This is a genomic window from Aeromonas molluscorum 848 (assembly GCF_000388115.1).
GTDB lineage: Bacteria > Pseudomonadota > Gammaproteobacteria > Enterobacterales > Aeromonadaceae > Aeromonas > Aeromonas molluscorum.
On record NZ_AQGQ01000022.1, the window covers coordinates 13,514 to 35,787 of the forward strand.

At 58.8% G+C, this 22,274-nt stretch carries 21 protein-coding genes and 2 pseudogenes; 9 read left to right on the plus strand and 14 right to left on the minus strand.

The window, feature by feature from the left end; genetic code table 11:
* Positions 1-332: 332 nt before the first annotated feature.
* Positions 333-1,463 carry a macro domain-containing protein gene (locus tag G113_RS20420; RefSeq protein ID WP_005895182.1) on the minus strand — a complete coding sequence of 377 codons (1,131 nt, stop codon included), beginning with the start codon at positions 1,461-1,463 and terminating at the stop codon, positions 333-335.
* Positions 1,460-2,806 carry a DarT ssDNA thymidine ADP-ribosyltransferase family protein gene (locus G113_RS05575; RefSeq protein ID WP_040318943.1) on the minus strand — a complete coding sequence of 449 codons (1,347 nt, stop codon included), beginning with the start codon at positions 2,804-2,806 and terminating at the stop codon, positions 1,460-1,462. Before G113_RS05575 ends, G113_RS20420 begins: the two co-directional genes overlap by 4 nt.
* A 979-nt stretch (positions 2,807-3,785) precedes the next feature.
* On the opposite strand from G113_RS05575, the gene G113_RS05580 reads away from it, so the two are divergent.
* Positions 3,786-4,046: a hypothetical protein gene (locus G113_RS05580; RefSeq protein ID WP_005895189.1), complete on the plus strand. Its 261-nt coding sequence runs from the start codon at positions 3,786-3,788 to the stop codon at positions 4,044-4,046.
* Positions 4,047-4,155: 109 nt separating this feature from the next.
* On the opposite strand, the gene G113_RS05585 is transcribed toward G113_RS05580, so the two are convergent.
* From G113_RS05585 to G113_RS05620, 7 genes and pseudogenes are all read right to left on the minus strand, one after another.
* On the minus strand, positions 4,156-4,431 hold the full coding sequence (locus tag G113_RS05585; RefSeq protein ID WP_005895192.1) for a hypothetical protein: 276 nt from the start codon (positions 4,429-4,431) through the stop codon (positions 4,156-4,158).
* A 609-nt stretch (positions 4,432-5,040) separates the two neighbouring features.
* On the minus strand, positions 5,041-5,802 hold the full coding sequence (locus G113_RS05595; RefSeq protein WP_005895195.1) for a substrate-binding periplasmic protein: 762 nt from the start codon (positions 5,800-5,802) through the stop codon (positions 5,041-5,043).
* An 84-nt stretch (positions 5,803-5,886) separates the two neighbouring features.
* A complete protein-coding gene (locus G113_RS05600) occupies positions 5,887-6,387 on the minus strand; it encodes a GDYXXLXY domain-containing protein (RefSeq protein ID WP_005895197.1) in 501 nt (166 codons plus the stop codon).
* Positions 6,384-7,394 (minus strand): DUF4401 domain-containing protein, encoded by a 1,011-nt coding sequence (locus G113_RS05605; RefSeq protein ID WP_005895199.1) that lies wholly within the window; start codon positions 7,392-7,394, stop codon positions 6,384-6,386. The genes G113_RS05600 and G113_RS05605 overlap by 4 nt, the downstream gene beginning before the upstream one ends.
* Before the next feature lie 47 nt (positions 7,395-7,441).
* Positions 7,442-8,388, minus strand: a pseudogene (locus tag G113_RS05610) (DUF2157 domain-containing protein).
* A gap of 276 nt (positions 8,389-8,664) precedes the next feature.
* Positions 8,665-9,225 carry a TMEM165/GDT1 family protein gene (locus G113_RS05615; RefSeq protein ID WP_005895210.1) on the minus strand — a complete coding sequence of 187 codons (561 nt, stop codon included), beginning with the start codon at positions 9,223-9,225 and terminating at the stop codon, positions 8,665-8,667.
* Between the two features lie 332 nt (positions 9,226-9,557).
* On the minus strand, positions 9,558-9,887 hold the full coding sequence (locus G113_RS05620; protein WP_005895212.1) for a translation initiation factor: 330 nt from the start codon (positions 9,885-9,887) through the stop codon (positions 9,558-9,560).
* 132 nt (positions 9,888-10,019) lie between these two features.
* On the opposite strand from G113_RS05620, the gene G113_RS05625 reads away from it, so the two are divergent.
* From G113_RS05625 to G113_RS05635, 3 genes are read left to right on the plus strand one after another with little or no spacing between them, the layout of a single operon-like run.
* Entirely contained in the window at positions 10,020-10,247 is a 228-nt protein-coding gene (locus G113_RS05625; protein ID WP_005895216.1) for a FeoA family protein, read from the plus strand.
* Positions 10,244-12,511 (plus strand): Fe(2+) transporter permease subunit FeoB, encoded by a 2,268-nt coding sequence (feoB, locus tag G113_RS05630; protein ID WP_005895219.1) that lies wholly within the window; start codon positions 10,244-10,246, stop codon positions 12,509-12,511. The genes G113_RS05625 and feoB overlap by 4 nt, the downstream gene beginning before the upstream one ends.
* A complete protein-coding gene (locus tag G113_RS05635) occupies positions 12,508-12,750 on the plus strand; it encodes a FeoC-like transcriptional regulator (RefSeq protein WP_005895222.1) in 243 nt (80 codons plus the stop codon). Before feoB ends, G113_RS05635 begins: the two co-directional genes overlap by 4 nt.
* Positions 12,751-12,819: 69 nt before the next feature.
* Here G113_RS05635 and tapW read toward each other — a convergent pair whose 3' ends face one another.
* Positions 12,820-13,965 carry a type IVa pilus ATPase TapW gene (tapW, locus tag G113_RS05640; RefSeq protein ID WP_005895225.1) on the minus strand — a complete coding sequence of 382 codons (1,146 nt, stop codon included), beginning with the start codon at positions 13,963-13,965 and terminating at the stop codon, positions 12,820-12,822.
* A 57-nt stretch (positions 13,966-14,022) separates the two neighbouring features.
* Positions 14,023-14,376, minus strand: a complete 354-nt coding sequence (locus G113_RS05645) for a DMT family protein (RefSeq protein ID WP_005895227.1) — start codon at positions 14,374-14,376, stop codon at positions 14,023-14,025.
* A 176-nt stretch (positions 14,377-14,552) separates the two neighbouring features.
* Here G113_RS05645 and G113_RS05650 point away from each other — a divergent pair, with 176 nt between their 5' ends.
* From G113_RS05650 to G113_RS05660, 3 genes are all read left to right on the plus strand, one after another.
* Positions 14,553-15,317 (plus strand): substrate-binding periplasmic protein, encoded by a 765-nt coding sequence (locus tag G113_RS05650; RefSeq protein WP_005895229.1) that lies wholly within the window; start codon positions 14,553-14,555, stop codon positions 15,315-15,317.
* Between the two features lie 168 nt (positions 15,318-15,485).
* Entirely contained in the window at positions 15,486-16,493 is a 1,008-nt protein-coding gene (gene btuC / locus G113_RS05655; protein ID WP_005895232.1) for a vitamin B12 ABC transporter permease BtuC, read from the plus strand.
* A complete protein-coding gene (locus G113_RS05660; RefSeq protein ID WP_005895235.1) occupies positions 16,477-17,256 on the plus strand; it encodes an ATP-binding cassette domain-containing protein in 780 nt (259 codons plus the stop codon). Before btuC ends, G113_RS05660 begins: the two co-directional genes overlap by 17 nt.
* Before the next feature lie 86 nt (positions 17,257-17,342).
* On the opposite strand, the gene G113_RS05665 is transcribed toward G113_RS05660, so the two are convergent.
* Positions 17,343-18,410 (minus strand): 3-deoxy-7-phosphoheptulonate synthase, encoded by a 1,068-nt coding sequence (locus tag G113_RS05665; RefSeq protein WP_005895238.1) that lies wholly within the window; start codon positions 18,408-18,410, stop codon positions 17,343-17,345.
* Positions 18,411-18,554: 144 nt separating this feature from the next.
* On the opposite strand from G113_RS05665, the gene G113_RS05670 reads away from it, so the two are divergent.
* Positions 18,555-18,935 (plus strand): diacylglycerol kinase, encoded by a 381-nt coding sequence (locus G113_RS05670; RefSeq protein WP_005895241.1) that lies wholly within the window; start codon positions 18,555-18,557, stop codon positions 18,933-18,935.
* A gap of 71 nt (positions 18,936-19,006) precedes the next feature.
* On the opposite strand, the gene G113_RS21470 is transcribed toward G113_RS05670, so the two are convergent.
* Entirely contained in the window at positions 19,007-19,144 is a 138-nt protein-coding gene (locus G113_RS21470; protein WP_005895244.1) for a hypothetical protein, read from the minus strand.
* A 193-nt stretch (positions 19,145-19,337) separates the two neighbouring features.
* Positions 19,338-20,840 (minus strand): membrane-bound lytic murein transglycosylase MltF, encoded by a 1,503-nt coding sequence (gene mltF, locus G113_RS05675; protein ID WP_040318946.1) that lies wholly within the window; start codon positions 20,838-20,840, stop codon positions 19,338-19,340.
* A 150-nt stretch (positions 20,841-20,990) separates the two neighbouring features.
* Here mltF and G113_RS05680 point away from each other — a divergent pair.
* Positions 20,991-22,274, plus strand: a pseudogene (locus G113_RS05680) (phosphoribosylformylglycinamidine synthase); the annotation flags it as partial.

Below are 22,274 nucleotides of genomic sequence, written 5' to 3' on the forward strand. Positions count from 1 at the left end.
AATCGGGGTCGAGCAGTGCTCGCCCTGATCCGATTTGGCCCCTATGCCGACTGCGGCTGCGCCATCATCCCTGATGGCGCTCCTGACCCGTTGAACTCGACTCGGCGGTTTGCAGGGGGAACCAATACCGTTCCCGCCCGTGGCTTTAGCTTGCATGTTGACTGCCTTTTTCGCTGAAAGGGGAAGGTAGAGCAAGGGGGTGGGGAAATAGGGTTTTGGCTTGAGTTAAAATGTGTCAGGGAAATAGAAATAAAAACCGCAGATCAGGGCTGCAGTTTTTATTTGTGGTTCGTGATGGATTTTATAAAAAACTTTACATGTCATGATTGAGTTCATTCAAAATAGTTACGTAGCTGAAGATAAAAGTTAAATCGCTTTGCTCCAATTTCTAATGCAGCAGCTTCATCTTCGGGAGAGCTGTTTTCGGATACATAATAATATGTATCTAGTGATGACCAAGTAATTTTTCTCTTATGCTTTTGTAACCAATTAATCTTACTGGAGAAAAATATAATTTTATTAGAAATATGCATTCTCGCAAAAACAGAAGGCAGGAATTCCTTTTTATCAAAACCTACTACAGGATTGCCAATTGAAAGCAAGTTTGGTTTTTTCTGTTGCTTTACTGACGATATTTTTTTTACAGATTCATAGAATCCAGATGGCAGGAAACATCCACAGACTAAGCCTTTAGCAGAAAATTCAAAAGCTAATTTTTTCTCAAAAGCAGTTCCACCTAACAAAACACTGTGTTTTTCCTGAACACAAAATTCAATGAAGTTACGTACAGTGTTAATTTCACTTTCCTTTGGCTTAGTACTACAGATAATGGAAAAGTCGTACGTAAATTTTCTTTTATTTTTGGGATAGTAATATAAATCTTTTTTTGTATAGTGTTGCAAGTTTTTCGGATATTCATCGGTCGAATTTTTTATAACGCCGGCTTCCACTGGATTAAGAAGTCTCTCGTAATCAGATAATGTTGTTTCGACAAGACCAGCCTTAATTGAATCATAAGGCTCAAATACGTATATGTGTGCAGGTGAATTTTCCAACCTGTCACTAATCATGTCTCGTACTCTATTCCAATCTAATCCTCCATGACCACAGCCTAATGCTGGGAGTGTAACCACTTTTCCACTTTTATTTTCTAGGTAAGTGGAAAGCCATTTCAACCCATCATCAATGTAATGATATTCAGATGGTTTCTTCCAGTGATCCTTTGTAGGGAAGTTTATTATCTCTATTTCCTTCGAGATCATGTCTTTTTGAATCCAGACTGAAGGCGAACCTGGTCGAATAATTCCTGAGCTGCATTGTACTACGTAGTCATTGAACATTTCGGGGAATCGCTTCTTAAATGCAAGCGCGACCCCCGCGCCCATTACGCCTACACAGTTAACGGTGTTGACCATAATGTCGGCATCAAATTCGAAAAAATCTCCTGATACAAATTCAATCATGAACCGTTACCTTGCAAATTTTGGAGCGCTTCATTCCTCAGGTTATCAATTTCACCAGAGACTTGCATCAACCAAATATTATTAAAAGAACCAATGTCAGCCTTGCTCAGAGCCACCAACATATGGATGTCTTCTGGAGAGGTTACTATATCGAATAATTGGCTTTTGTTCCTCCCTTTAGCCACGATTTCACCCAATAAGTCATCATAGGTAACCAGCATCACAATCTTCCGAACTAGATCGGTAGGCAAGACGGGTAAATCCTCCGTCAAAATTCGTTTCAACATGGGCAGGGACTTTCTAGGATGTTCCTCATCAGCTTTATTCATAATGTTATTGGGCCAGCGAGTTTTTGGCCCTTTGCCTATATCATGTAGGTAGGCGGCCAGCTCCAAGATCTCACGATGAGTAGCATCTAACTGGTGGTACTCATGAGAGTTCTTAATAAGATCGGCAACACGCCTACTATGAGCGCCAACATCTCCACGATGAGGACCGTAGTTTGCAATCAAACCATTAATATCCTCTAGTTCCTTTATTGCTCCGAAGTTGGTTCGAACAGCATGCAAGGCATGCCCTAAACTCTGGAATTTAGGTATCCCTTGTCTTGGATGAGAATCTACATCAGTAACGACCTGTTCGAATAAACTCTTGAGGACAATAGGACCTGTCACCAAAGAGCAACTCCAGTTTCCTGGCTGACAATAATAATGTTCTCCACCACCCTCTACAACATTTGGTGCGGCAACGCCTTTATTTCTAAAAATCAGTCTTACCTGTTCTGATATATATTTGTTCCATGTTATAATCTGATTGACTTCATTCAGATGCACATGGTCTGGTAGCAAAAGTTCTGCCATCTTTCGATGTTTCTGATTCTCGTCAATATAACTCCATCCATTGCAGTCGATAGTTTGCCAATCCAATGTATCAAGCTGCTCTGCATTATTATTTCCAGAATGAAAGGTCGGCGGAATCACTGTGTTCGCTGATGCGTTGGTAAAATATGCGCCTAGTCTTGCTTCAAGCAGAAATATAGGAACTGAAAAGTAGATAATGAACTGCTGATCCACATTTTTTTTATGAAAAACAGCCAACTGCATTGGTGTTTTCTTAGCAAAATAAAATGGCACATAATCATGTACGACACGACCCCCCGCACCGGGCACTTGCATCTGTGCCCGACGCCTCTGTATACCTTCCTCTGCAACGTTTACATGGTTTATGTTCCGAGCATTCTTCTGATTTGTTGAATAAAGTCCGTTATCAATAATGGATTCAAGATTCTCTATCGATGTAAAGTGATATGCATTACGATGTCTGTATTTATCTGGAACTGCCATTTATTCGTTATCCTTTTCAGTTTTTCAATAAACGGGCTATAGATTAGATTAGTGAAGCGTAATCAGACGTTCGAGAAATAAGGTGGCTATCACTACAAAGCATTCACTATCGGTCCTTCATTATAAAACCGCTCCCCGATAGGGATATGTACCGCTTGCCGTTGTACTCATAATGATTTTTTCTATGAAACCATGTCGATGGCGCTTGTTGCATAGGGGTGACAATTTGGTCTCGCCATAGGGCTGGCAAGGGCCGGTTCAGAGATAACAACTCTCCAGATCGTTGCCCCGAATAGCACAGGGTACTTTTAACTTGCCTCGGGGCTGAAGGTACGGGGTTGCCCCCTGTTGTTCGCCGAGGTGAGCCCGTTTGTCCAGGCCGCGAGGCAGGACGCCGAGCGAGCGCCGCTGGGCCAGGGGCCAAACCGGAATTGGCCGAGCAACGCTCGGCCCGGTTTGGCGCAAGGACAAGGATGTCCGCAGCGGACTTTGACCGACGCCAGGGATGGTGGAGGTCAAAGCCCATCGGCGCGTGCCGTAGGACAAACAGGTGAACCGAGGGAACCCGACGTAGGAGGGCGAACAAGTGGGGGATAAGACCTTTGGTGTTATTTGCCAAAGAGAGCGGGTCTTTCCAAAGTCACTCGCCAAGCCGCGCAGCGGCGGCGAAACCCCGTCGAGGGCAGGGCCCTCGTGTCCTGCATGGCGAAGCCATGCCAATAAGTTGCCGGTGCAATGCGCTGCGCTGCGCTTATTGGCACCCTACCTTGCTCCCGCAAGGGGAGAGGGAATTGTTACCGTGGTGCAATGCGCTCCGCTTATTGGCACCCTACGTGCGTATTTCCCCCAACGCCGAAGGGGAGGGGGAACTCTCCCGTTGCTTGGAGCCTTATCCCCCGGATGCTAGGATGCTCAACTCCATCCAGAGCGAGCCCAATCAACCATGGCAAACCAGTCAGTAAGCAGTAACAACAAAATTATGCAGGCAGGGCGCTGGCTCGCGGCCAGGGTGGCCGAGCTCTGTGAGTTCCAGCAGCGCATCTGGGTGGTGAGCATCATCAAGGATGCCTACACAGACACCTTCATCGTCAATGAAGACAGCTTCGAGGAGCCGATGCAGTGGATGCACCGCAAGGGCTACAGCGCCGAGCTGCTGCAACGGGTCAATGAGATGCAGCGCTCCCAGGTGATCCAGCTTGAGCTCGGGGATGTCAGCCATCGCCTGATGCGGGTCAAATAACCCCGCTGGGAGGCTCGGAGGCTCGTTTCGCCAACCCGGCAGCGGATGCCTTGGGCGGACAAGTACGCCCTTTCCCCACTGGTCCCGCGATGAGGGCCCGCGACACAGCTTATTTCAGCTTTGTTCTCTCCCCCTTCAAGGCCCCGGCATAGATGCAGAATGCCGAGTTGTAGTCGTTATAGGCAATGGCGTAATTGAAATCGCAAAAGTAGGCCGGGTGCTTGGTCGCAATGGCATCCCCAGCCTTGCACTGCGCCTGCATGTTCTCCACCAGTGAATCACTGTTCTCCCCCAGACACGCCTTACCCGTGGGCTTGTCGTCGCCGCAGGCCGTCAGCAGGGTACAGAGGGCGATGCCCATCAAGGGTTTGATTAGGTAATGCATGTTGATCCTGATCTGGTGAGATGAATGCATTGGCGCAATGGAGGTGCCATGCGCTTCGCTGATTGGCCCCCTGGTTTGCCGCCGACTTGGCACTCTATGCGATACAAGGGCGCTGGGTATTGCGCGGGGCGCTTGGTGCCATGCGTTTGGCTGATCGGCGCCCTGCGGCGTGGGGGCCGCATCCGCCAAACACGCTACCGCCCCTGGCTTGTCGCTGCCACAGTGCGCTGACCCTGGATAAAAAGAGGGCCAACAGGCACCCATGGCCATTTTATGGATCCCGCGAGGCAGGAGTCACGGCATTGCGGCGATCCCGGCCGGAAATAACTGGTTTTCTTGCGCTGCTTCAAACTTCGGGCCATCCAGGTCCCTTTCTATCTCGCAAGCCGGGGTGGCCTGAGGGGGAAATCGTTGGCTGAACGGCCCAGTGACGGGTGCCAATGCGACCATGGATGAGGGGGCGGGCAGGGGCTGGTTGAAGGCGAAAGATGACGACATGTCTTGCGGTGCAAGGCGAGGGGGCTCGGGGGGCACGTCAGGGGCAATCCTGGTCGGCGACATGGGAGGCTGTGAGCCGCGACCTCTGGCGAGGCCGTGCTGAAGAAGGGATCAGGGGGTGGGGAAGTACTTGCGCTGGATCTGCTGAAATTCGCTGCTGGCCAACACTTGGGTCAGGCCATTTTGGAAGGTCTTGACCACCGCATCATCGACCCCCTGGCTAAAGGCGTAGCAGAACTGCTCCGAGCTCAGCACCCAGCGCACCTGATAGCGGGCTGGATCCGCGTCCGGGCTGCTCAGCAGACTCATGACGGTGGTCTTGTTGGTCGACACCAGATCGACCCGGCCCGAGTCGAGCATTTTGATGGCCTGACCCAGGCGGTTGGCACTCATCACCTTCTGTTCGTCAAAGCCGTTGTTGAGCAGCAGCTGCTCCCCCACATCGGCCCGCACCGCCCCTATGTTGTACTGCTGGGCATCTTCGAGCTTGTTGATGGTGATCGCGCGCCGGGTCAGACCCAGCAAGACGATCTCGGCGTAGCCGATGGGGCAGGCCCATTTGAACAGCGGATCCCGCGCCTCGGTACGGGCGGTGGAGAAGAGCACCACATTGGGTTTCTGGGTCAGCAGGTAGTAACCCCGGGCCCAGGGCATGATGGCGATAGGCTGGGGCGGCGTTGCGGTCTGTTGCCAGACCCGTTGCAGCAGTTCGACCGCGAGGCCCGCAGGCTGGCCCGTCTCATCTAGGTAGTTGTAGGGGCGGTACTCTTCGCTCAAGTAATGCAGGCCCGCCAGCGGCGTGGCGGCCCAGGCCGGTACGGCGAGCATGGCAACGATCAACGGCAGACTGAATGTGGGGGTCCATGCTCTCATGCGGCCTTCTCCTGTACGCCCGGGTCAACCTTGAGTGTCGCCAACTAGCAGGATTTCGCCAGCCATGGCCCCTCGCCATGGGGCTCACCAGCGGCCGCGGGTCGCTCCCAGCGGGCGTAACTGCGCATCGCGCAAACCTAGCAACAGGCTGCTGCCATCGGGCTGCAGGCGAAACTCGCCATAGGCCGCCCCGGTCAGCGCCTCCCCTTGTCCCTCCTCGAAGAAGTAGGCGTTTGGCCCGACTTTGACGCTGCCCTCCCGATGAACGAGGTTGAGCAGCCGTTCGTCCGGCGCCAGTTTCCCAACCTCCCCGTGCGGCTGCCAGTGGGCCACGCCTTGGTTGTCTAGCCGGATCACCAGCTGGCTGCTGCCCGCCGGTTGCAGTGGGTGAGCCTGGGCCCATTGGCGGGCTATCTCGTAGTTGAGCCGCATATAGTCGCCCTGCATCAGGGAGCGGGGATCCACAGGGGCCAGACGCAGCAACACGGGTTCGCCGCTGTCGATGGCATGCTCGAAACGCCAGACCTGGGCGTTGACGCCCAGCAAGATGGCGAGGCCACAGAGCAAGATGGCGAGGGTTCTCATGAGTGTCTCCCAAGACGCAGCAACAGGGTGCGCACCAGCAAGAGGGCGGTGCCAGAGCCGAGCAGCAGCCAGGATTTGGTCATCAGCGGCAGCGCCAGATCGTAGTAATAGAGAGAGCCGAAACCGAGCAGCAGCAGGGCGGCCAGGGTCATCATGCCCAGACTCCCGGCATAGAAGCCGAGCAGGAGTACCAGGGCGCCCGCCCCCATGCCGGGGATCAGGGCCGCCAGCAGCACCAGGGGCAGGGCAAAGAGGCCCTGGCGGCGAGGCAGCTTCAGGTGGTGGAGCAGGGCGAGCAGCAGGGCCGCGCACAGCAGCGGGTTGAGCCAATGGGGCAGGCGCGACTGCCCCAGCTCCTCGAGCACGTTGGTCTCGTCAAACAGCGGCTGATGCAAGCGCCCAAGCAGGATCAAGGAGAGGGCCAGGCCAAAGGCCATGGCCTCGAACCGTTCATGCTGATGAGGGCGGCGCTGTGCCCAGAGCCAGCAGGCGCAGAGCAGCCCCATCACCAGCGGCAAGGCCAGGATCTGCAAACCGAGGCAGGCGAGCGCCAGGGTCAGCAGCAGGGCGGCGACCAAGGTGTGAAACAGCCGGATCAGCCAATGTTCAAAGCAGAAGGCGATGGCGAATGCCAACCCCGAGAGCCCGGCCCAGGCGCCAACAGCGTGCACGTCCATCCGATCGATCAGGCCATAGAGCAGCCAGGCATCCGCCGCCAGGGTCAGGGCCAGCACAAACTGATCCCAGAGATCGCCGCTGCGGGCACTGCGGTTGAGCAACAGGGCCATGGCAAGCAGAGTCGCGCCAAGGGCCAGGGCATGATCCGGGCTGTCTATCACATCGCCAACGCTCAAAAAGAGGAAAAACAGCAAGAAGAGGGCGGCGAGCCAGCCAACCACCCCCAGCATGAAGCGATTGGCCCAGTGGGGCTCGTTATCCCGGGGTTCATCCCCCTCGACCAGCTTGGCCGAGCGCAGGATCTGCCAGAGTTCAGGCTGTGAGGGCATGGTGGCTCCGGCAAGCTAGGAAAACGGCACGGGCCGAGGCCCCCTGGTTACTGATTGGCAGCATGGTGACCTCTTTGTTGTTGCAGCCAGCGGCTCGCGGCCACCGACAGGCCAATGGCGATGAGGCTAAGCAGCAAGAAGCCATTCACATCCGGCTCCATCCATTTGCCGAGTGCCGCCAGCAAGACGACGATGACGCTGAGGCATCCCATGGCGAGCCCGGTGATGAAGCTGTGGTGCCAGCAGCCATAGGCGGCGCCGAGCCAGAGTAGCCAGACCGGCCAAATCCAGGCAGAGGCGGCGTCGAACAGGGCGAGCAGGGCGAGCAGGGTGACCCCAAGCCCGGCCATCAGCGCGGGCAGATAAGCGGGCATCACCTTGTAGCGGGCAGGCAAGCCCCAGAGCAGCCCCCAGAGCAGAGCGTTGAGCAGGGTGAGGCACCAGGCCAGCCCCTCCTCATCGAAGGAGAAGAACAAGGCGAACAGACCGAGTCGCCAGTAGAGCACCAGGGCGAGCTGGGCCAGCAGCCAGCTGAAGGCCCAGAGCAGAGGACTCTTGCCGAGCAGGGCCCAGGGCAGCAGCAGCATGGCCCAGAGCGCAAACAGCTGCCAGGGATCGGCCCCGGTCTGATAGGTTTGGCCAACCAGGGCGAGCAGGGCGCCGAGATTGAGGGCGCACAAGCAGAGCAGCCCCTGACGGGCACCGTCACTGAGCCGGACGCGCCACAGCACCAGCATCATGGCGAGCAGGGGCAGCTCGACCAGGCCCAGGCGCGGCAGTCGCCCCAATGCCTGCCAGTTGAAGGCGACAAAGAAGATGAGACCGGCGCCAAGGCAGAGGCAACCGAGCAGCAGCAAGAGGCGGTCGAACAATCCCTGCCAGCGTGGGGGGCGGGGGGCAAGTCGGCCAGACGGAGGGCCTCGGGCAGCTGTGCTGGTGCGAGGTGGCCTCGCTTGACCCAGTCGAGCAGGGGACGGCGGGAGTGGCGGTGCATGGCATGGCTCCGAATAAAGTGCCCCATTATGGCATAGGGCAGGGGCGCCAACACAATGCCGGGTTGCGGGGCCGGGGAGAGCGATTTCTGAACCCGGCGAGGGGCGCCAGCACCCGTCAGGGAGGGGCAAGCAGGGATAGGGGTGGAGCGAGGTTGGAGTGCTGGCTCTGCCTGTATGGCAAGGGCAGGCTGGCCCCGTGAAAAACGCAGGCCCCATCACAAGTGACGGGGCCTGACTCCATTCATGCAAGGGCGACTCGGGGTGGCCTTCGGCTATCAGGCGGTGACAATGAGAGTGCTGATCCCCAGAATGATAAACAGGATGGCGCAGCCAATCCGGATGCTTTTGAGTGGCAGCTTGTCGGCGCCGAGCTTGCCGAGCAACACCACGGGCACGTTGGCCAGCATCATGCCGAGGGTGGTGCCGGTGATGACTTGCACGAGCGAGTCATATTTGGCCGCCAGCAACACTGTGGCTATCTGGGTCTTGTCGCCAATCTCGGCGATAAAGAAGAGCACAAAGGTGGCGAGGAAGGGGCCGTATTTGTCGAGCTTGCTATCTTCATCATCCATCTTGTCCGGTACCAGGATCCAGACCGCCATGGCGATAAAGGCTCCCGCAACCAGATAGGTCATCAGTTTGGGGTCGAGCCAGCGACTGATCATCTCACCAATCCAGGCGGCACCCGCATGGTTGAGCAGGGTCGCGGCAAACATGCCGGCAATGATGGGCCAGGGCTTGCGAAAGCGACAGATCAGCAGGAGTGCGAGCAGTTGGGTCTTATCGCCTATTTCGGCGACGGCCACGCTCAGGGTGGAGGTTAACAGGGCTTCCATAAAGATACCGGGGGACGGAATTGTTATAAACCAAAGACAAGCCTGCGCCATCCGTCCCCGGTATTGGCACTGGCCCGTCAAAGGTCTTGTCAAATCCGGCATTGCTCGTTGCGGATCACGCTGACCATGGTGAGTTTGCACCAAGTATGTTGATCAGAGTCTGCGGGCTTTTTAGCCCGTCAGCGACTACTCCCCCTCGATGGGAGCGGGCATTCTAGGAAAGATGCCCGCTAATTACAAGAGGTTGGCCAAGGTGGGTGCCTGAGGAGGGCGACTGGCTGGCAAAGCGCACATCCGGCGCTCTGCTATCGGGAAACCTGTGAGTCTCGGCCTTAGCCGCCGACCTGCTTGACGGTGAAGCCCGCCTTTTCCAGCTCGCTGCGGATGAGATCGCGCTTGTCGCCCTGGATCTCGATGATCCCCTCCTTCAAGCCGCCGCCGGTACCGCACTTTTTCTTGAGCAAAGTGGCAATGGTTTTTTGCTGTCCCTCCGGGACCCCATGAATGGTGATGACGCCGGCGCCCTTGCGCCCCTTGGTCTCGCGGCGAATACGCACCACGCCATCGGCGGGGAAGGGGGAGGCCGGGCTGGCCTGGGTGCTGGGGGCGATGACGCCGCCGTCCGTGCTGAAAACCAGACGGCTGTTGTTGTCCTGATGCATGGTGAACTCTGCAACTAGCTAAGCGAAGTTTGATTTTACGCAAATTATTGCGCAGGTCACAGCTTATAATGGCCACAGAAAAGAGAATTGTTCTTGTTTAGACTCATCACAGTTTCTACCTAGGGGTTGGCCATGGTTCTCACGCAGTTATCACCGGGGCAGAGCGCTCGCATCAAAGATTTGAATGCACTCGATCGCAGCCTGCGCCGCAAGCTGATGGTGATGGGGCTCCTGCCTCAATCGGAGGTGACCCTGCTGCGTTTTGCTCCCCTGGGAGATCCGCTTCAGGTTCAGTGCCAGGGCATCTGCCTCTCGGTGCAAAAGAGTCTGGCCAATCAGATTGAGGTGGAGTCCCTATGAGCGTCAACCTAGTCACAGTGGGCAATCCCAACAGCGGCAAGACCTCGCTGTTCAATGCCCTCACCGGCGCCCGTCAGCAGGTGGGCAACTGGAGCGGGGTCACGGTCGACAAGAAGATGGGTAGCTTTAGCGCAGGGGAGCAGGATTATCGGCTGACCGACTTGCCCGGCATCTATAGCCTGGCGGCGCAAGATGCCAGCCTGGATGAGCAGATTGCCAGTCGTTTCGTGCAGGGCCAGCGCCCGGACTTGCTGCTCAACGTCATCGATGCCGCCAGCCTGGAGCGCTCCCTCTATCTGACCTTGCAACTGCGTGAGCTGGGCCTGCCCATGCTGGTGGTGCTCAACAAGATGGATCTGCTGGAAAAACGGCGTATCACTGTTGACGAGACGCTGCTCAGTGCCCGGCTCGGCTGCCCCGTGGTGTCGCTTTCGGCCCACAACCCGGGTCAGGTGCGGGCCCTCAAGGCCCGCCTCGATGATTTCATCGGCGTGCCCCAGACGGCGCTGCATCTCGATTACGGCCAGGGCCTGGAGGCGGACATCGCCGAACTGGAGAGCCTGCTTGCCCCCCATCCTCTGGCGAGCCGTGGCCGGGCCCTGCGCCTGCTCGAAGAAGATCCCGTGATGGCAGAGACCCTGCTGCCCGGTCAGCAAACGGCGGCTGCCAACCTGGTGAGCCGTGCCCAGCGCCAGCAGGATATCGACTTGCAGCTGGCGGACGTGCGTTACGGCCACATCCACCTATGGTGTCAGCAGGCCTGCCAGCAGCGGGGCAAGCTCAACGCCGCCCAGAGCGAATGGCTGGATCGGGTGCTGCTCAATCGCTGGATAGGCATCCCTTTCTTCCTGCTGGTGATGTATCTGATGTTCATGTTCGCCATCAAGGTGGGCAGCGCCTTCATCGACTTCTTCGACATCCTGGGCGGCGCCCTGTTCGTCGATGGGGTTCATCATCTGCTGGGGCTACTCGATGCCCCCGAGTGGCTAGGTGCCATAGTGGCGGACGGCTTTGGCGCCGGTCTGCAGACGGTGGCGACCTTCATCCCCGTCATCGGCTGTCTCTATCTGTTTCTCGCCGTGCTGGAGAGTTCGGGCTATCTGGCCCGGGCCGCCTTCGTGGTCGATGCCCTGATGCGCCGTCTCGGCCTGCCCGGCAAGGCGTTCGTCCCCATGCTGATGGGCTTTGGTTGTACCGTGCCTGCGGTGATGGCGACCCGCACCCTCAACTCCGAGCGCGAACGGCTGATGACGTCGGCCATGGCCCCCTTCATGTCGTGCGGGGCCCGCTTGCCGGTCTATGCCTTGTTCGCGGTGGCCTTCTTCCCAGAATCTGGCCAGAACCTGGTGTTCGGTCTCTATCTTGTCGGCATTCTGGTTGCCGTGCTCACCGGCCTCTTGCTGCGCAGCACCCTCTTGCCCGGCAAGAGTGACTCCATGTTGATGGAGATGCCTGATTACGAGCTGCCCCGCCCCATCAACGTGGGGATCAAAACCTGGCAGAAGCTTAAATCCTTCGTGCTGGGCGCCGGTAAAACCATAGTGCTGGTGGTGGCGGTGCTGAGCGTTCTCAATTCGCTGGGCACGGATGGCAGCTTCGGCCATCAGGATCAGGAGAGCTCGGTGCTGAGCAAGGTGAGCCAAGGCGTGACGCCGCTGCTGCACCCCATCGGGATCCGCGAGGATAACTGGCAGGCCACGGTCGGCATCGTCACCGGTATCTTCGCCAAAGAGGCCGTGGTCGGCACCCTCAACAGCCTCTATGGGGGAGGCGAACAGGCCGCCGGTGCCGAGTACGATCTGTGGCAGAGTGTGCAAGATGCGCTGGCCAGCATCCCCGCCAATCTGGCGGCCATCAACCCGGCCGATCCCCTCGGCATAGACATCGGCGATGTCGGGGATGCCAGCGTCGCGGCGGCGGAGCAAGAGGTGAGCCTCTCCACCTACGGCAACATGCAGGCCCACTTCGACGGGGCGGCGGGTGCCTTTGCCTACCTGCTGTTCATCCTGCTCTACATGCCATGCGCCGCTGCCATGGGCGCGCTGGTGCGCGAAACCGGTCGCCCCTGGGCTATCTACACCGCCCTCTGGTGCAACTACATGGCCTTCATGGGCGCCACGCTCTTCTATCAGGGGGCCAACTTCGCCCGTCATCCCCAGCAGAGCCTGGCCTGGATTGGCTTTTATCTCGGCTCCCTGGCGCTGCTCTGGTGGCTGGGGCGCAGGCGCGGTGACATAGTGAGTCGCCGGGTGGTGGCACTGTGATACTGCATGAATTGGGAGATTATCTGGCCCGGGAGCACAGGGCCAGCCGTCAGGATCTGGCCCGTCACTTCCACACCTCGGAAGATGCCATCGAGGCCATGCTCGGGGTCTGGATGCGCAAGGGACGCATCATCAAGCAGGAGAGCCAGCTGTGTGGTGGCAGTTGCTGCGGCAAACAGCAGCTGGTGATGTTCGAATGGTGCGAGCCGGGTCGCATTGGTCTGGTACAACGCGGCTAGCCGCGACAATTCCCCTGTTATGCAAGAACCCGCCAGCGGCGGGTTCTTTTTGATGGGATGGCGTCTGTGTCAGGTCCAGTCCAGCTCGTCCTTGTCATCTTTGCCGGGCTCCAGGCTCCAACCGCTGGCGTCGCTGCTGTTGGCAATCTGGCCCTTGTCACGCCACAACTTTATCTTGAGGCGCAGGTTCGTTTGCGAATCCGCATTCTTGACCGCCTCCTCTTCGCCTATTACCCCTTCCACCACCAGATCGAACAGCGCCTCGTCGAAGGTGACCATGCCAAGGGTCCGGGATTTCTCCATTACCTCCTTGAGGCCGCCAAACTCGCCGCGCTTGATCATGTCGCGAATGGTGTGGGTACCGAGCATGATCTCCACCGCCGCCCGGCGTCCGCCATCAGTGGTTTTCACCAGGCGCTGGGAGACGAAGGCCTTGAGGTTGTTGCCCAAGTCGTTGAGCAGTTGCGGGCGGCGCTCCTCGGGGAAGAAGTTGATGATGCGATCCAGCGCCTGGTTGGCGTTGTTGGCGTGCAGGGTGGAGATGGCCAGGTGGCCGGTCTCCGAGAAGGCCAGGGCATGCTCCATGGTCTCACGGTCACGGATCTCGCCAATGAGGATCACGTCCGGAGCCTGACGCAGGGTATTTTTCAGGGCCGCATGGAAGCTGCGGGTATCCACACCCACTTCGCGCTGGTTGATGATGCTTTTGCGGTGGCGGTGCACATATTCCACCGGATCCTCGATGGTGATGATGTGGCCGCCGCTGTTGCGATTGCGATGGTCGATCAGCGCCGCCAGCGAGGTGGATTTGCCCGAGCCGGTGCCGCCGACGAAGAGCACCAGACCCCGTTTTTCCATGATGGTCTCGAGCAGCACAGGGGGCAGCTTGAGGTCCTCGAAGCGGGGGATCTCGGTTTTGATGTTGCGCGCGACCAGCGAGACCTCGTTGCGCTGCTTGAAGATGTTGACGCGAAAGCGGCCAATCTGGGGCAGGGAGATGGCAAGGTTCATCTCCAGCTCCTTGTCGAACTGCTGCTTCTGCTCAAGATCCATGATGTCGGCGGCGATGGCGGCCACCTCGCCCGGGGCGAGAGGGGCCTCGCTGAGGGTGCGCAACACCCCCTGAAACTTGGCGCTGGGGGGCGCGCCGGTGGAGAGGTAGAGGTCGGAGCCATCCTGGCTCGCCAATAGCTTCAGCATCTCGTGCAGATCCATGACTCGTCTCGCTTAGCCGTCAATGATGTGTGTAATCAAACAGATTGTATCCGGTTATCAACTCATGAGTTTCTCGCGAAACACAAAAAAGACCGCCCCCATGATGCAGAGCCCGGCCCAGAGGTAGTCCCACTTGAGATCCTCCTTGAGATAGAAGACCGAGAAAGGCACGAAGATGGTGAGGGTGATCACCTCCTGCAAGATCTTGAGTTGGCCCACATTGAGTACCGTGTGGCCGATGCGGTTGGCGGGTACCTGAAACAGGTATTCAAGCAGGGCGATGCCCCAGCTCACCAGGGCGGCGATGATCCAGGGCTTGTGGTTCATCTCCTTGAGGTGGGCATACCAGGCGAAGGTCATGAAGACATTGCTGCAGATTAACAGTCCGATGCTGGCCAGAATAGGGTTCATGAATGGCTCCTTGGCATAAGGGGTTGGTTGCATACTGGCGTTTTTGCGCTGACGAATATGCCATGCCTGAGTGGCTCCATCGCGCAATGGCGCCTGTTATATCTCAGCCGAGTCATATCCATAAAGCCCTCTTCTAAGGTATTTTTAGCGAACCATCTCAACGAGGAAAGCAGGGAATGTTCAAGTGGAGCTGGCTATCTGTTGTCCTGATATGGGCCAGCCTGGCGCAGGAGGCGCAAGGGTTACCGGACGGTCAGGGGGCACCCGCCATGTTGACGGTCGCGACTGACGTCTGGCCCCCGTTTCGAATACTCAAGAGCGATGGCAGTTTCGAGGGACTGGATGTGGATATTCTGGCGGCCTTGGCGCGCCACATCGATGTGCCCATCAAGGTCGAGCGGTTCCCCTGGGGACGCGCCTTGCACCGGATGCAGACTGGCCAGGTCGATCTCATGATAGGGCTGGCCAAGACCCCGGAGCGCACCGTCTTTATCGATTATCTGCAACCGGCTTATTATCAGTGTCGGCCCGCGTTCTATGCCGAGCCGCTGCTCGCCGCCCAGATCCGCCGCTACGGGGACTTGGCCCACCACGAGGTGGGCTATGTGCTCAAGTCGGTCTACTTCAGCCCTTTCGATGGCGACAGAGCCCTGGAAAAGCACGGGGTGGCCACCGAAGAGCAGCTGCTTGGCATGGTCTCGCGGGGACACCTGCCGCTGATGATTGGCACGGATTGCCAGGTTGATTACGCCCTGAGCCGCGCCAACCCGGCGGGCCTCATCAAGACGCGCTATCGCCCGGATAAACCGGTCACCCTTTATCTGGGCATGAGCAAGCACTCAAGGGCCCAGCCGCTCAAGGGCAAGCTGGAGGCGGCCTTGAGCGAGATGGTGGCAAGCGGCGAGATTGGCCGGTTGGCCGAAAGGTACAAGCCCCGCTGAGCTGGCCCAACTGGTGCAACGCTACTCTCCCGAGCCTGGCGCGGATGCCAAGACCCCTTAGCGGGTTCTTGACCACATGGCCCTCTGCCTTGCTATCATGGCGGCCATGATGAGGGGCCTTATCGATCCCCTCGGTTTTGGTCCACAGACTTCTGCCCGGGATACGCCTTGTTTACCACCTTGATCGCCCGCCAGCGCCGCTGGCAGCGGGGCCTGCTGCTTGGCCTGCTCTGCCTGACCCTGTTGCTGTTTCTACTGTCGCTCTGCGTCGGTGCCTTCATGGTGTTGCCTTGGCAGCCGCTGGGGGCGCTGGAACAGCAAATTTTGCTGGAACTGCGGTTGCCCCGCGCCCTGCTTGCCCTGCTGGCAGGAGCCTCCCTGGCCTGTGGCGGCGCCGTGTTGCAGGTCATGCTGCACAATCCGGTGGCCGAGCCCGGTCTGCTTGGGGTATCAAGCGGGGCTGGACTTGCCGCCATGGTCGCCATGGCGCTGGCCAAGGGCGCCGACATGGCGCTGCCGGGCTGGGCCCTCTCCCTGGCAGCCTTCGGCGGCGCCCTGCTGGTGACTATCCTGCTGCTGCTGGCTGCCCGGCGAGCCCACCTGGGGCACGCTCGCCTGCTCCTGCTTGGGGTGGCGATCGGCATACTCACCAACGCCGTGATGACCTGGCTGATGTATTTCGCCGACGATGGTTCAGTGCGCGAGTTCATGTTCTGGATGATGGGCAGCCTGGCCTATGGCAGTCAGCAGCTCGGTTGGTGGTGGCTATTGATGCCATTGACCCTGCTCTGGCTGATTGGTCAGGGCCGGGCGCTGCAGCAGCTGTTGCTGGGGGAGACCCAGGCCCGCCTGATGGGGCTGGATGTGCATCGGCTGCGCGTACGCCTGGTGTTGGCAGTCTGCCTGCTGACCGGACTCGCCGTGGCATTGTGCGGCGTCATCGGCTTTGTCGGTCTGGTGGTGCCCCATCTGCTGCGTCTGTGCGGGGTGAGCGATCAGCGTTTCTTGCTGCCAGCCTCTGCCCTGGGGGGCGGCGCCTTGCTGCTGGGGGCGGATCTCAGTGCCCGGACTCTGCTGGCGGCTGGGGAGCTGCCCATCGGAGTGGTGACCGCCTCGGTCGGCGCCCCCCTCTTCATCTACCTTCTGCTCAGGCAATCCCATGACCAACCCCGTTGATGACAAGGCGCTGCTCTGCGCCCGGCAACTGAGCCTGACGGGCCGATTGGCACCGCTCTGCCTCGATTGGCAGGGCGGCCAGCTGGTGGCCCTGCTCGGCCCCAATGGCAGCGGGAAATCGACGCTGCTCGGCGCTCTGGCCGGTCTGCTCCCCGCTGCAGGCAGCATCACCCTGGCAGGGGAGGATCTGGCTTCATTGAACCTGCATGATCTGGCAAGACGCCGGGCCATGCTGCCCCAACGCCAGCCCCATCTGTTTCACACCCCGGTGTTCTCGGTGTTGGCACTGGGTCTGGGGGCGTCTGGCGCCGTCAGTCGGGCTGCCCGGGAGGCTATGACAGCTCTCTGCCTGGCCCTGGAGCTCGATAGCCTGCTGGCACGGGATTTTAGCCAGCTTTCGGGGGGAGAGCAGCAGCGGGTATTGATTGCCCGTACCCTGTTGCAGGTCTGGCCAGGACTCAATCCCGAGGGGCGGCTGCTGTTGCTCGATGAACCCTTGGCTGGGCTGGACTTGCACCATCAGCTGGCGCTGCTGCGCCTGCTCAAGTCGGTCAGTCGACAGGGATTGCTGGTGGTGATGGCCATTCATGACATCAATCTGGCCATCGACTGGGCCGATCGCCTGCTCTGCCTGCAAGGGGGGGCCATGGTGTGTGAAGGGGGCGTCGAACTCATCGATGAGGCGCTGCTGGAGCAAGTGTTCCAGATCAAGACCGATCGCATCGAGGCGGCCGGCCGAGTCTGGTTTATGCCGAGTATGTAGCGGGCCGCCGGTCGCGCAAGAGAAAGGGGCAGGTGTCCGTGACACCTGCCCCTTTGCGTGACAACCCATCGCGCCTGGCGCGGCCGTTAGCGCAGGTTTGCCTTGCTGATCCGCACCTGGGCCGCCTCGGCCAGCATGGCCAGCAGGGTTTCGGTGTCATCCCAGGAGAGGCAGGCATCGGTGATGCTCTGGCCGAAGGTGGCCGCGCAACCGTTCTCTACGTCCTGACGTCCTTCCACCAGGAAACTTTCGGCCATGATGCCGGCGATGCCAGTGCGGCCACGGCGCAGCTGATCGCAGATATCCTGCGCCACCAGCAGCTGGCGACGATGATCCTTCATGCTGTTGCCATGGCTGAAATCCACGACCAGCCGCTCGGGCAGATTGACCTTGGCCAGGGCCTCGCAGGCTTCATCCACGCTGGCGGTGTCGTAGTTGGGCCTGTGGCCGCCACGTAGGATCACATGACCATAGGGGTTGCCCGCGGTGCGATAGATGGTCATCTTGCCGTCTTTATCCGGCGAGTAGAAGATGTGGCTGTGGCGGGCTGCGCGCACCGCATCGATGGCGATGCGCGTGTTGCCGTCGGTGCCGTTCTTGAAGCCAACCGGGCAGGAGAGGGCGGAGGCCATCTCGCGGTGTACCTGGGATTCGGTGGTGCGCGCGCCAATGGCGCCCCAGGTGATCAGGTCGGCGATATACTGACCGGTCACCATATCGAGGAACTCGGTGGCGGTGGGCAGGCCCAGGGCGTTGATGTCTGCCAGCAGCTTGCGCGCCAGCTTGAGTCCTTCATTGACGTCGAAGCTGCCGTCCAGGCGCGGATCGTTGATGAGCCCCTTCCAGCCGACAATGGTGCGCGGCTTTTCGAAGTAGGTGCGCATCACTATGCACAGTGTTTCTTGGTATTGGTCGCGCAGGGCATTGAGCCGGGTGGCATATTCCAAGGCGGCGATGGGATCGTGGATGGAGCAGGGACCCACCACCACTAGCAGGCGCTGGTCGTTCCCGGCCAGTATGGCCTCGACGTCGCGGCGGGCATTGAGCAGGTTCTGGGCGATCGCATCAGTAATGGGGAAGGCGCTGGCGAGTTCGCTCGGGGTGATGAGGGACTCCAGGCGTCGGGTGCGCAATTCATCGGTGTGAATGGACATACAAACTCAAGTCTCGAGTGGGTGGCATAGCCACAGGCGGCGAAAAAAGCAAAGAGATAAAATAAAGCAAAACCCTGTCGATTGAAACCTTGAGCGGCTCTGATAGGATGTGAGGCCATTTCATCCCTACCCGAGGTAGTTTTTGTGGCAAAACCTGGCGCGACCGGTCTGACCCGTATCATCAATGCAACCGGCTATAGCATGAAGGGGCTGAAATCGGCCTGGCTCAACGAGGCCGCCTTCCGCCAGGAGCTGGTATTGATCCTGCTGTTGATGCCGCTTGCCTTCTGGGTCGGGGGTGATCTCAACCAGATACTGTTGCTGATCGCGGTGAGCTGGCTGGTGGTGATTGTTGAGGTGCTCAACTCGGCAGTAGAGGCGGTGGTGGACCGGATAGGCTCTGAGCATCATGAGCTCTCTGGGCGAGCCAAGGACTTGGGCTCAGCTGCCGTTTTCCTCGCGCTGGCGTTGAATGTCGTGGTGTGGGGCGCGCTGGCGGGGCGTAATCTGCTCGGCTGGTGGTAAGCCTGCGAACACGGCTAGCAAAGAATAAAGGCGCCTGATGGCGCCTTTATTCTTGGTCCGGTTTGGCTGACTCACTCTGCGATGAGCAGGGTGTAGGAGCGGTTGCGGCGCCAGATCTTGCGTTTGGTGTCATTGAGCTTGAGTTTGCGTCTGGGGCTCCAGCCGCTCTTTGTCGCTTTGACCAGACGGATCTTTCTACGTTTTTGCATCTTGGTCTCCTCCTTAATGGCATGACAGGCCGGTGGCCGTCAGGTGACATCATTGGAACTTAAGGGTGGAGCCCATCTGAAAGTGCTGTCTGCTATCTCGACCTGGGGGGTGTGAGGGACAAAAACAATTTCGGATAGGCTCCGATGTGACAGGATGATAGCAGGCTTGCACGGGCTTAGACAGACGCTTGATTCAGCCTTGTTCGGCACCCGTGATCCGGCTCACTACCTCGGCGATGGGGCTGGGGTGGGATGCCTCGTCGCTGGCGGGTTCACTGTCATCCTCATCCAGCTCCTCACGTCGTTGGGCCTTCTGCTGTTCGTTGTCGAGCCAAAGCAGGCTCTGGTAGTACTGGCGCACGTTGTTGACGTAGTTGCGCGCCTCGCCGCCGCGGGCATAGCCGTAACGTACCTTGCTGTGCCAGCGGGCCTGTTGCAGCAGCGGCAGCACTTCCTTGACGTCTCCCCAGCTGTCGGGATCCTTGCCCAACTGCTTGGTGAGCCGCCTGGCATCCATCATATGGCCATAGCCGATGTTGTAGGCGGTGAGGGCAAACCACACCTTCTCGTCGTCGGGTACCGAGTCCGGTACCTTGTCGATCATCAGCTTGAGGTAGCGGGCGCCCCCCTCGATGCTCTCCTCGGGATGGGTTCTGTCCTTGACTCCCATGGCCTTGGCGGTGTTTTCGGTCAGCATCATCATACCGCGCACCCCGGTATAGGAGCGGGCATCAGGATCCCAGTGGGACTCCTGATAACTGATGGCGGCCAGCAGGCGCCAGTCAATCTCCAGGGCATGTTGCTTGAACAGCTCCTGATACTTGGGCAGCAGCTCCTTGGCCCGGCGCAGGAAGGTGCGGGTATCGACAAAATCGAAGTTCTGCACATGGCCAAAATACTTCTCGTCGAGCTTGGCAATGGCGCCATCCATGAAGCGTTGGCCGAAGAAGTCGATGACACCGGCATAGAGGCTGTCATCGGGCAGCCGGTTCATGACCCAGGCCACGGTCTGGCTATCGGAGAGGGTGAGTGCCTCGGCAAGCTCGGGGTAGTAGCGCTGGGTGCGGGCCAATACGGTATTTGGCACTATGGTGTAGTCAATTTTCCCCTCAGCCAGCATCTTGAGCAGATCGTCGGTATCCGACTTGGGGTCGGCTTGCCAGCTGAGCTTGGGGTGGGTCTTGTGAAATGCCTTGAGTAGATCTTCGCCACTGGATCCCTTGGCTACCACCAGCTTGCCGTCTATGTCATCCAGGCTGCGCGGGCGCCGGGAACCATTGCGATAGACCAGCTTGGGAGAGACCTGGTAGAAACCGGGGCCGAAACGAAATTGGGCGCGACGTTCAGGGGTGACGACGATGGCGGCGGCAACGAGGTCCAGTTTGCCACCCTCAAGCAGCCCGACCAGTTCAGCACTGGTGTTGACTGGAATGATGGTCAGTTTGACGCCGAGCCAGTCGGCAAAAGATTGAGCCAGCTCGTAATCGTAGCCGAATGCGGTGTCGTCTCTCTGGTAATAGGAGGTGGGTCCATATAGGGTGCCGACCCGGATCTCGCCTCGCTGACGGATCTGCTCCAGCTGGCTGGAGGGGGTGTGAAAGTCACAGCTGGCGAGGAGCAGCGTCATGATCACGGCGAGAAATAGTCGAACAATGTGGCGCAAGTAGGCGAGTACCCTTGTTGAAAAATTCGGCATTTGTCAAAAAAGAGGCTCCTTTATACCAGAGAGTCCGAGGCGAGTCACACCGGCGCCGTGGATAAAAACGTTTGTCCGGCAGGGGAGGGATCCCTATAATACGCGCGTCTCAAATCCCCCCACACATTAAAACTTGGTGAGAAAGGTCATATGGAAATCTTGCGAGGTGCGCCTGCACTGTCTGAGTTTCGTATCAACAAGTTGCTGCAAAGCTTCGCGCACAGAGGACTCGAGATAAGCAGTATCTATGCCGAATATGTGCATTTTGCCGAGTTGTCGGCCCCGCTCACGGATGCTGAGCGAACGACACTGGGACGGTTGCTGCGCTACGGCCCGACTATCCCCGAACACGCCCCCAGCGGCCAACTCTTCCTCGTCACACCCCGTCCCGGCACTATCTCCCCCTGGTCTTCCAAAGCAAGCGACATCGCCCACAACTGCGGCCTGACTCAGGTCAAGCGGTTGGAGCGTGGTATTGCCTACTATGTGGAAGGCGAGTTTGATGCTGCCCAGCGCGCCGATATCACCGCCCTGCTCCATGACCGCATGATGGAGACGGTGTTCAGCGCCCCTGAACAGGCGAGTGCCCTCTTTGCCCATCAGGCACCGCGTCCCTTCACTCAGGTGGACGTACTGGGTGGTGGCCGCGCCGCCCTGGCTGAGGCCAACATGGCGCTCGGCCTGGCCCTGGCCGAGGATGAGATCGACTATCTGGTGGAGAACTTCACCAAGCTTGGTCGCAACCCCAACGACATCGAGCTCTACATGTTTGCCCAGGCGAACTCCGAGCACTGTCGTCACAAGATCTTCAACGCCGACTGGACCATAGATGGCGAGCGCCAGCCCAAGTCGCTGTTCAAGATGATCAAGAACACCTTCGAGCAGACCCCGGACTATGTGCTGTCTGCCTACAAAGACAACGCCGCCGTGATGGAAGGGAGCCAGGGTGGCCGCTTCTTCCCGAGCAGCAAGGGTGAGTATCAGTATCACCAGGAGCGCGTCGACATCCTGATGAAGGTCGAGACCCACAACCACCCGACCGCCATCTCCCCCTTCCCCGGAGCCGCTACTGGCTCCGGTGGCGAGATCCGCGACGAGGGCGCGACCGGACGCGGTGCCAAGCCCAAGGCCGGCCTGGTCGGTTTCTCCGTCTCCAACCTGCGCATCCCCGGTTTCGAGCAGCCCTGGGAGCAGGATTTCGGCAAGCCGAGCCGCATCGTCAGCGCCTTTGACATCATGCAAGAAGGCCCGCTCGGCGGCGCCGCGTTCAACACGAGTTCGGCCGTCGGCCCTGCTCGGTTACTTCCGTACCTTCGAAGAGCAGGTACCCAGCCACAACGGTATCGAAGTACGTGGCTATCACAAGCCCCATCGATGCTGGCCGGTGGCCTTGGGCAACATCCCGGCAGCGAGCATGTGCAAAAAGGCGGAGAT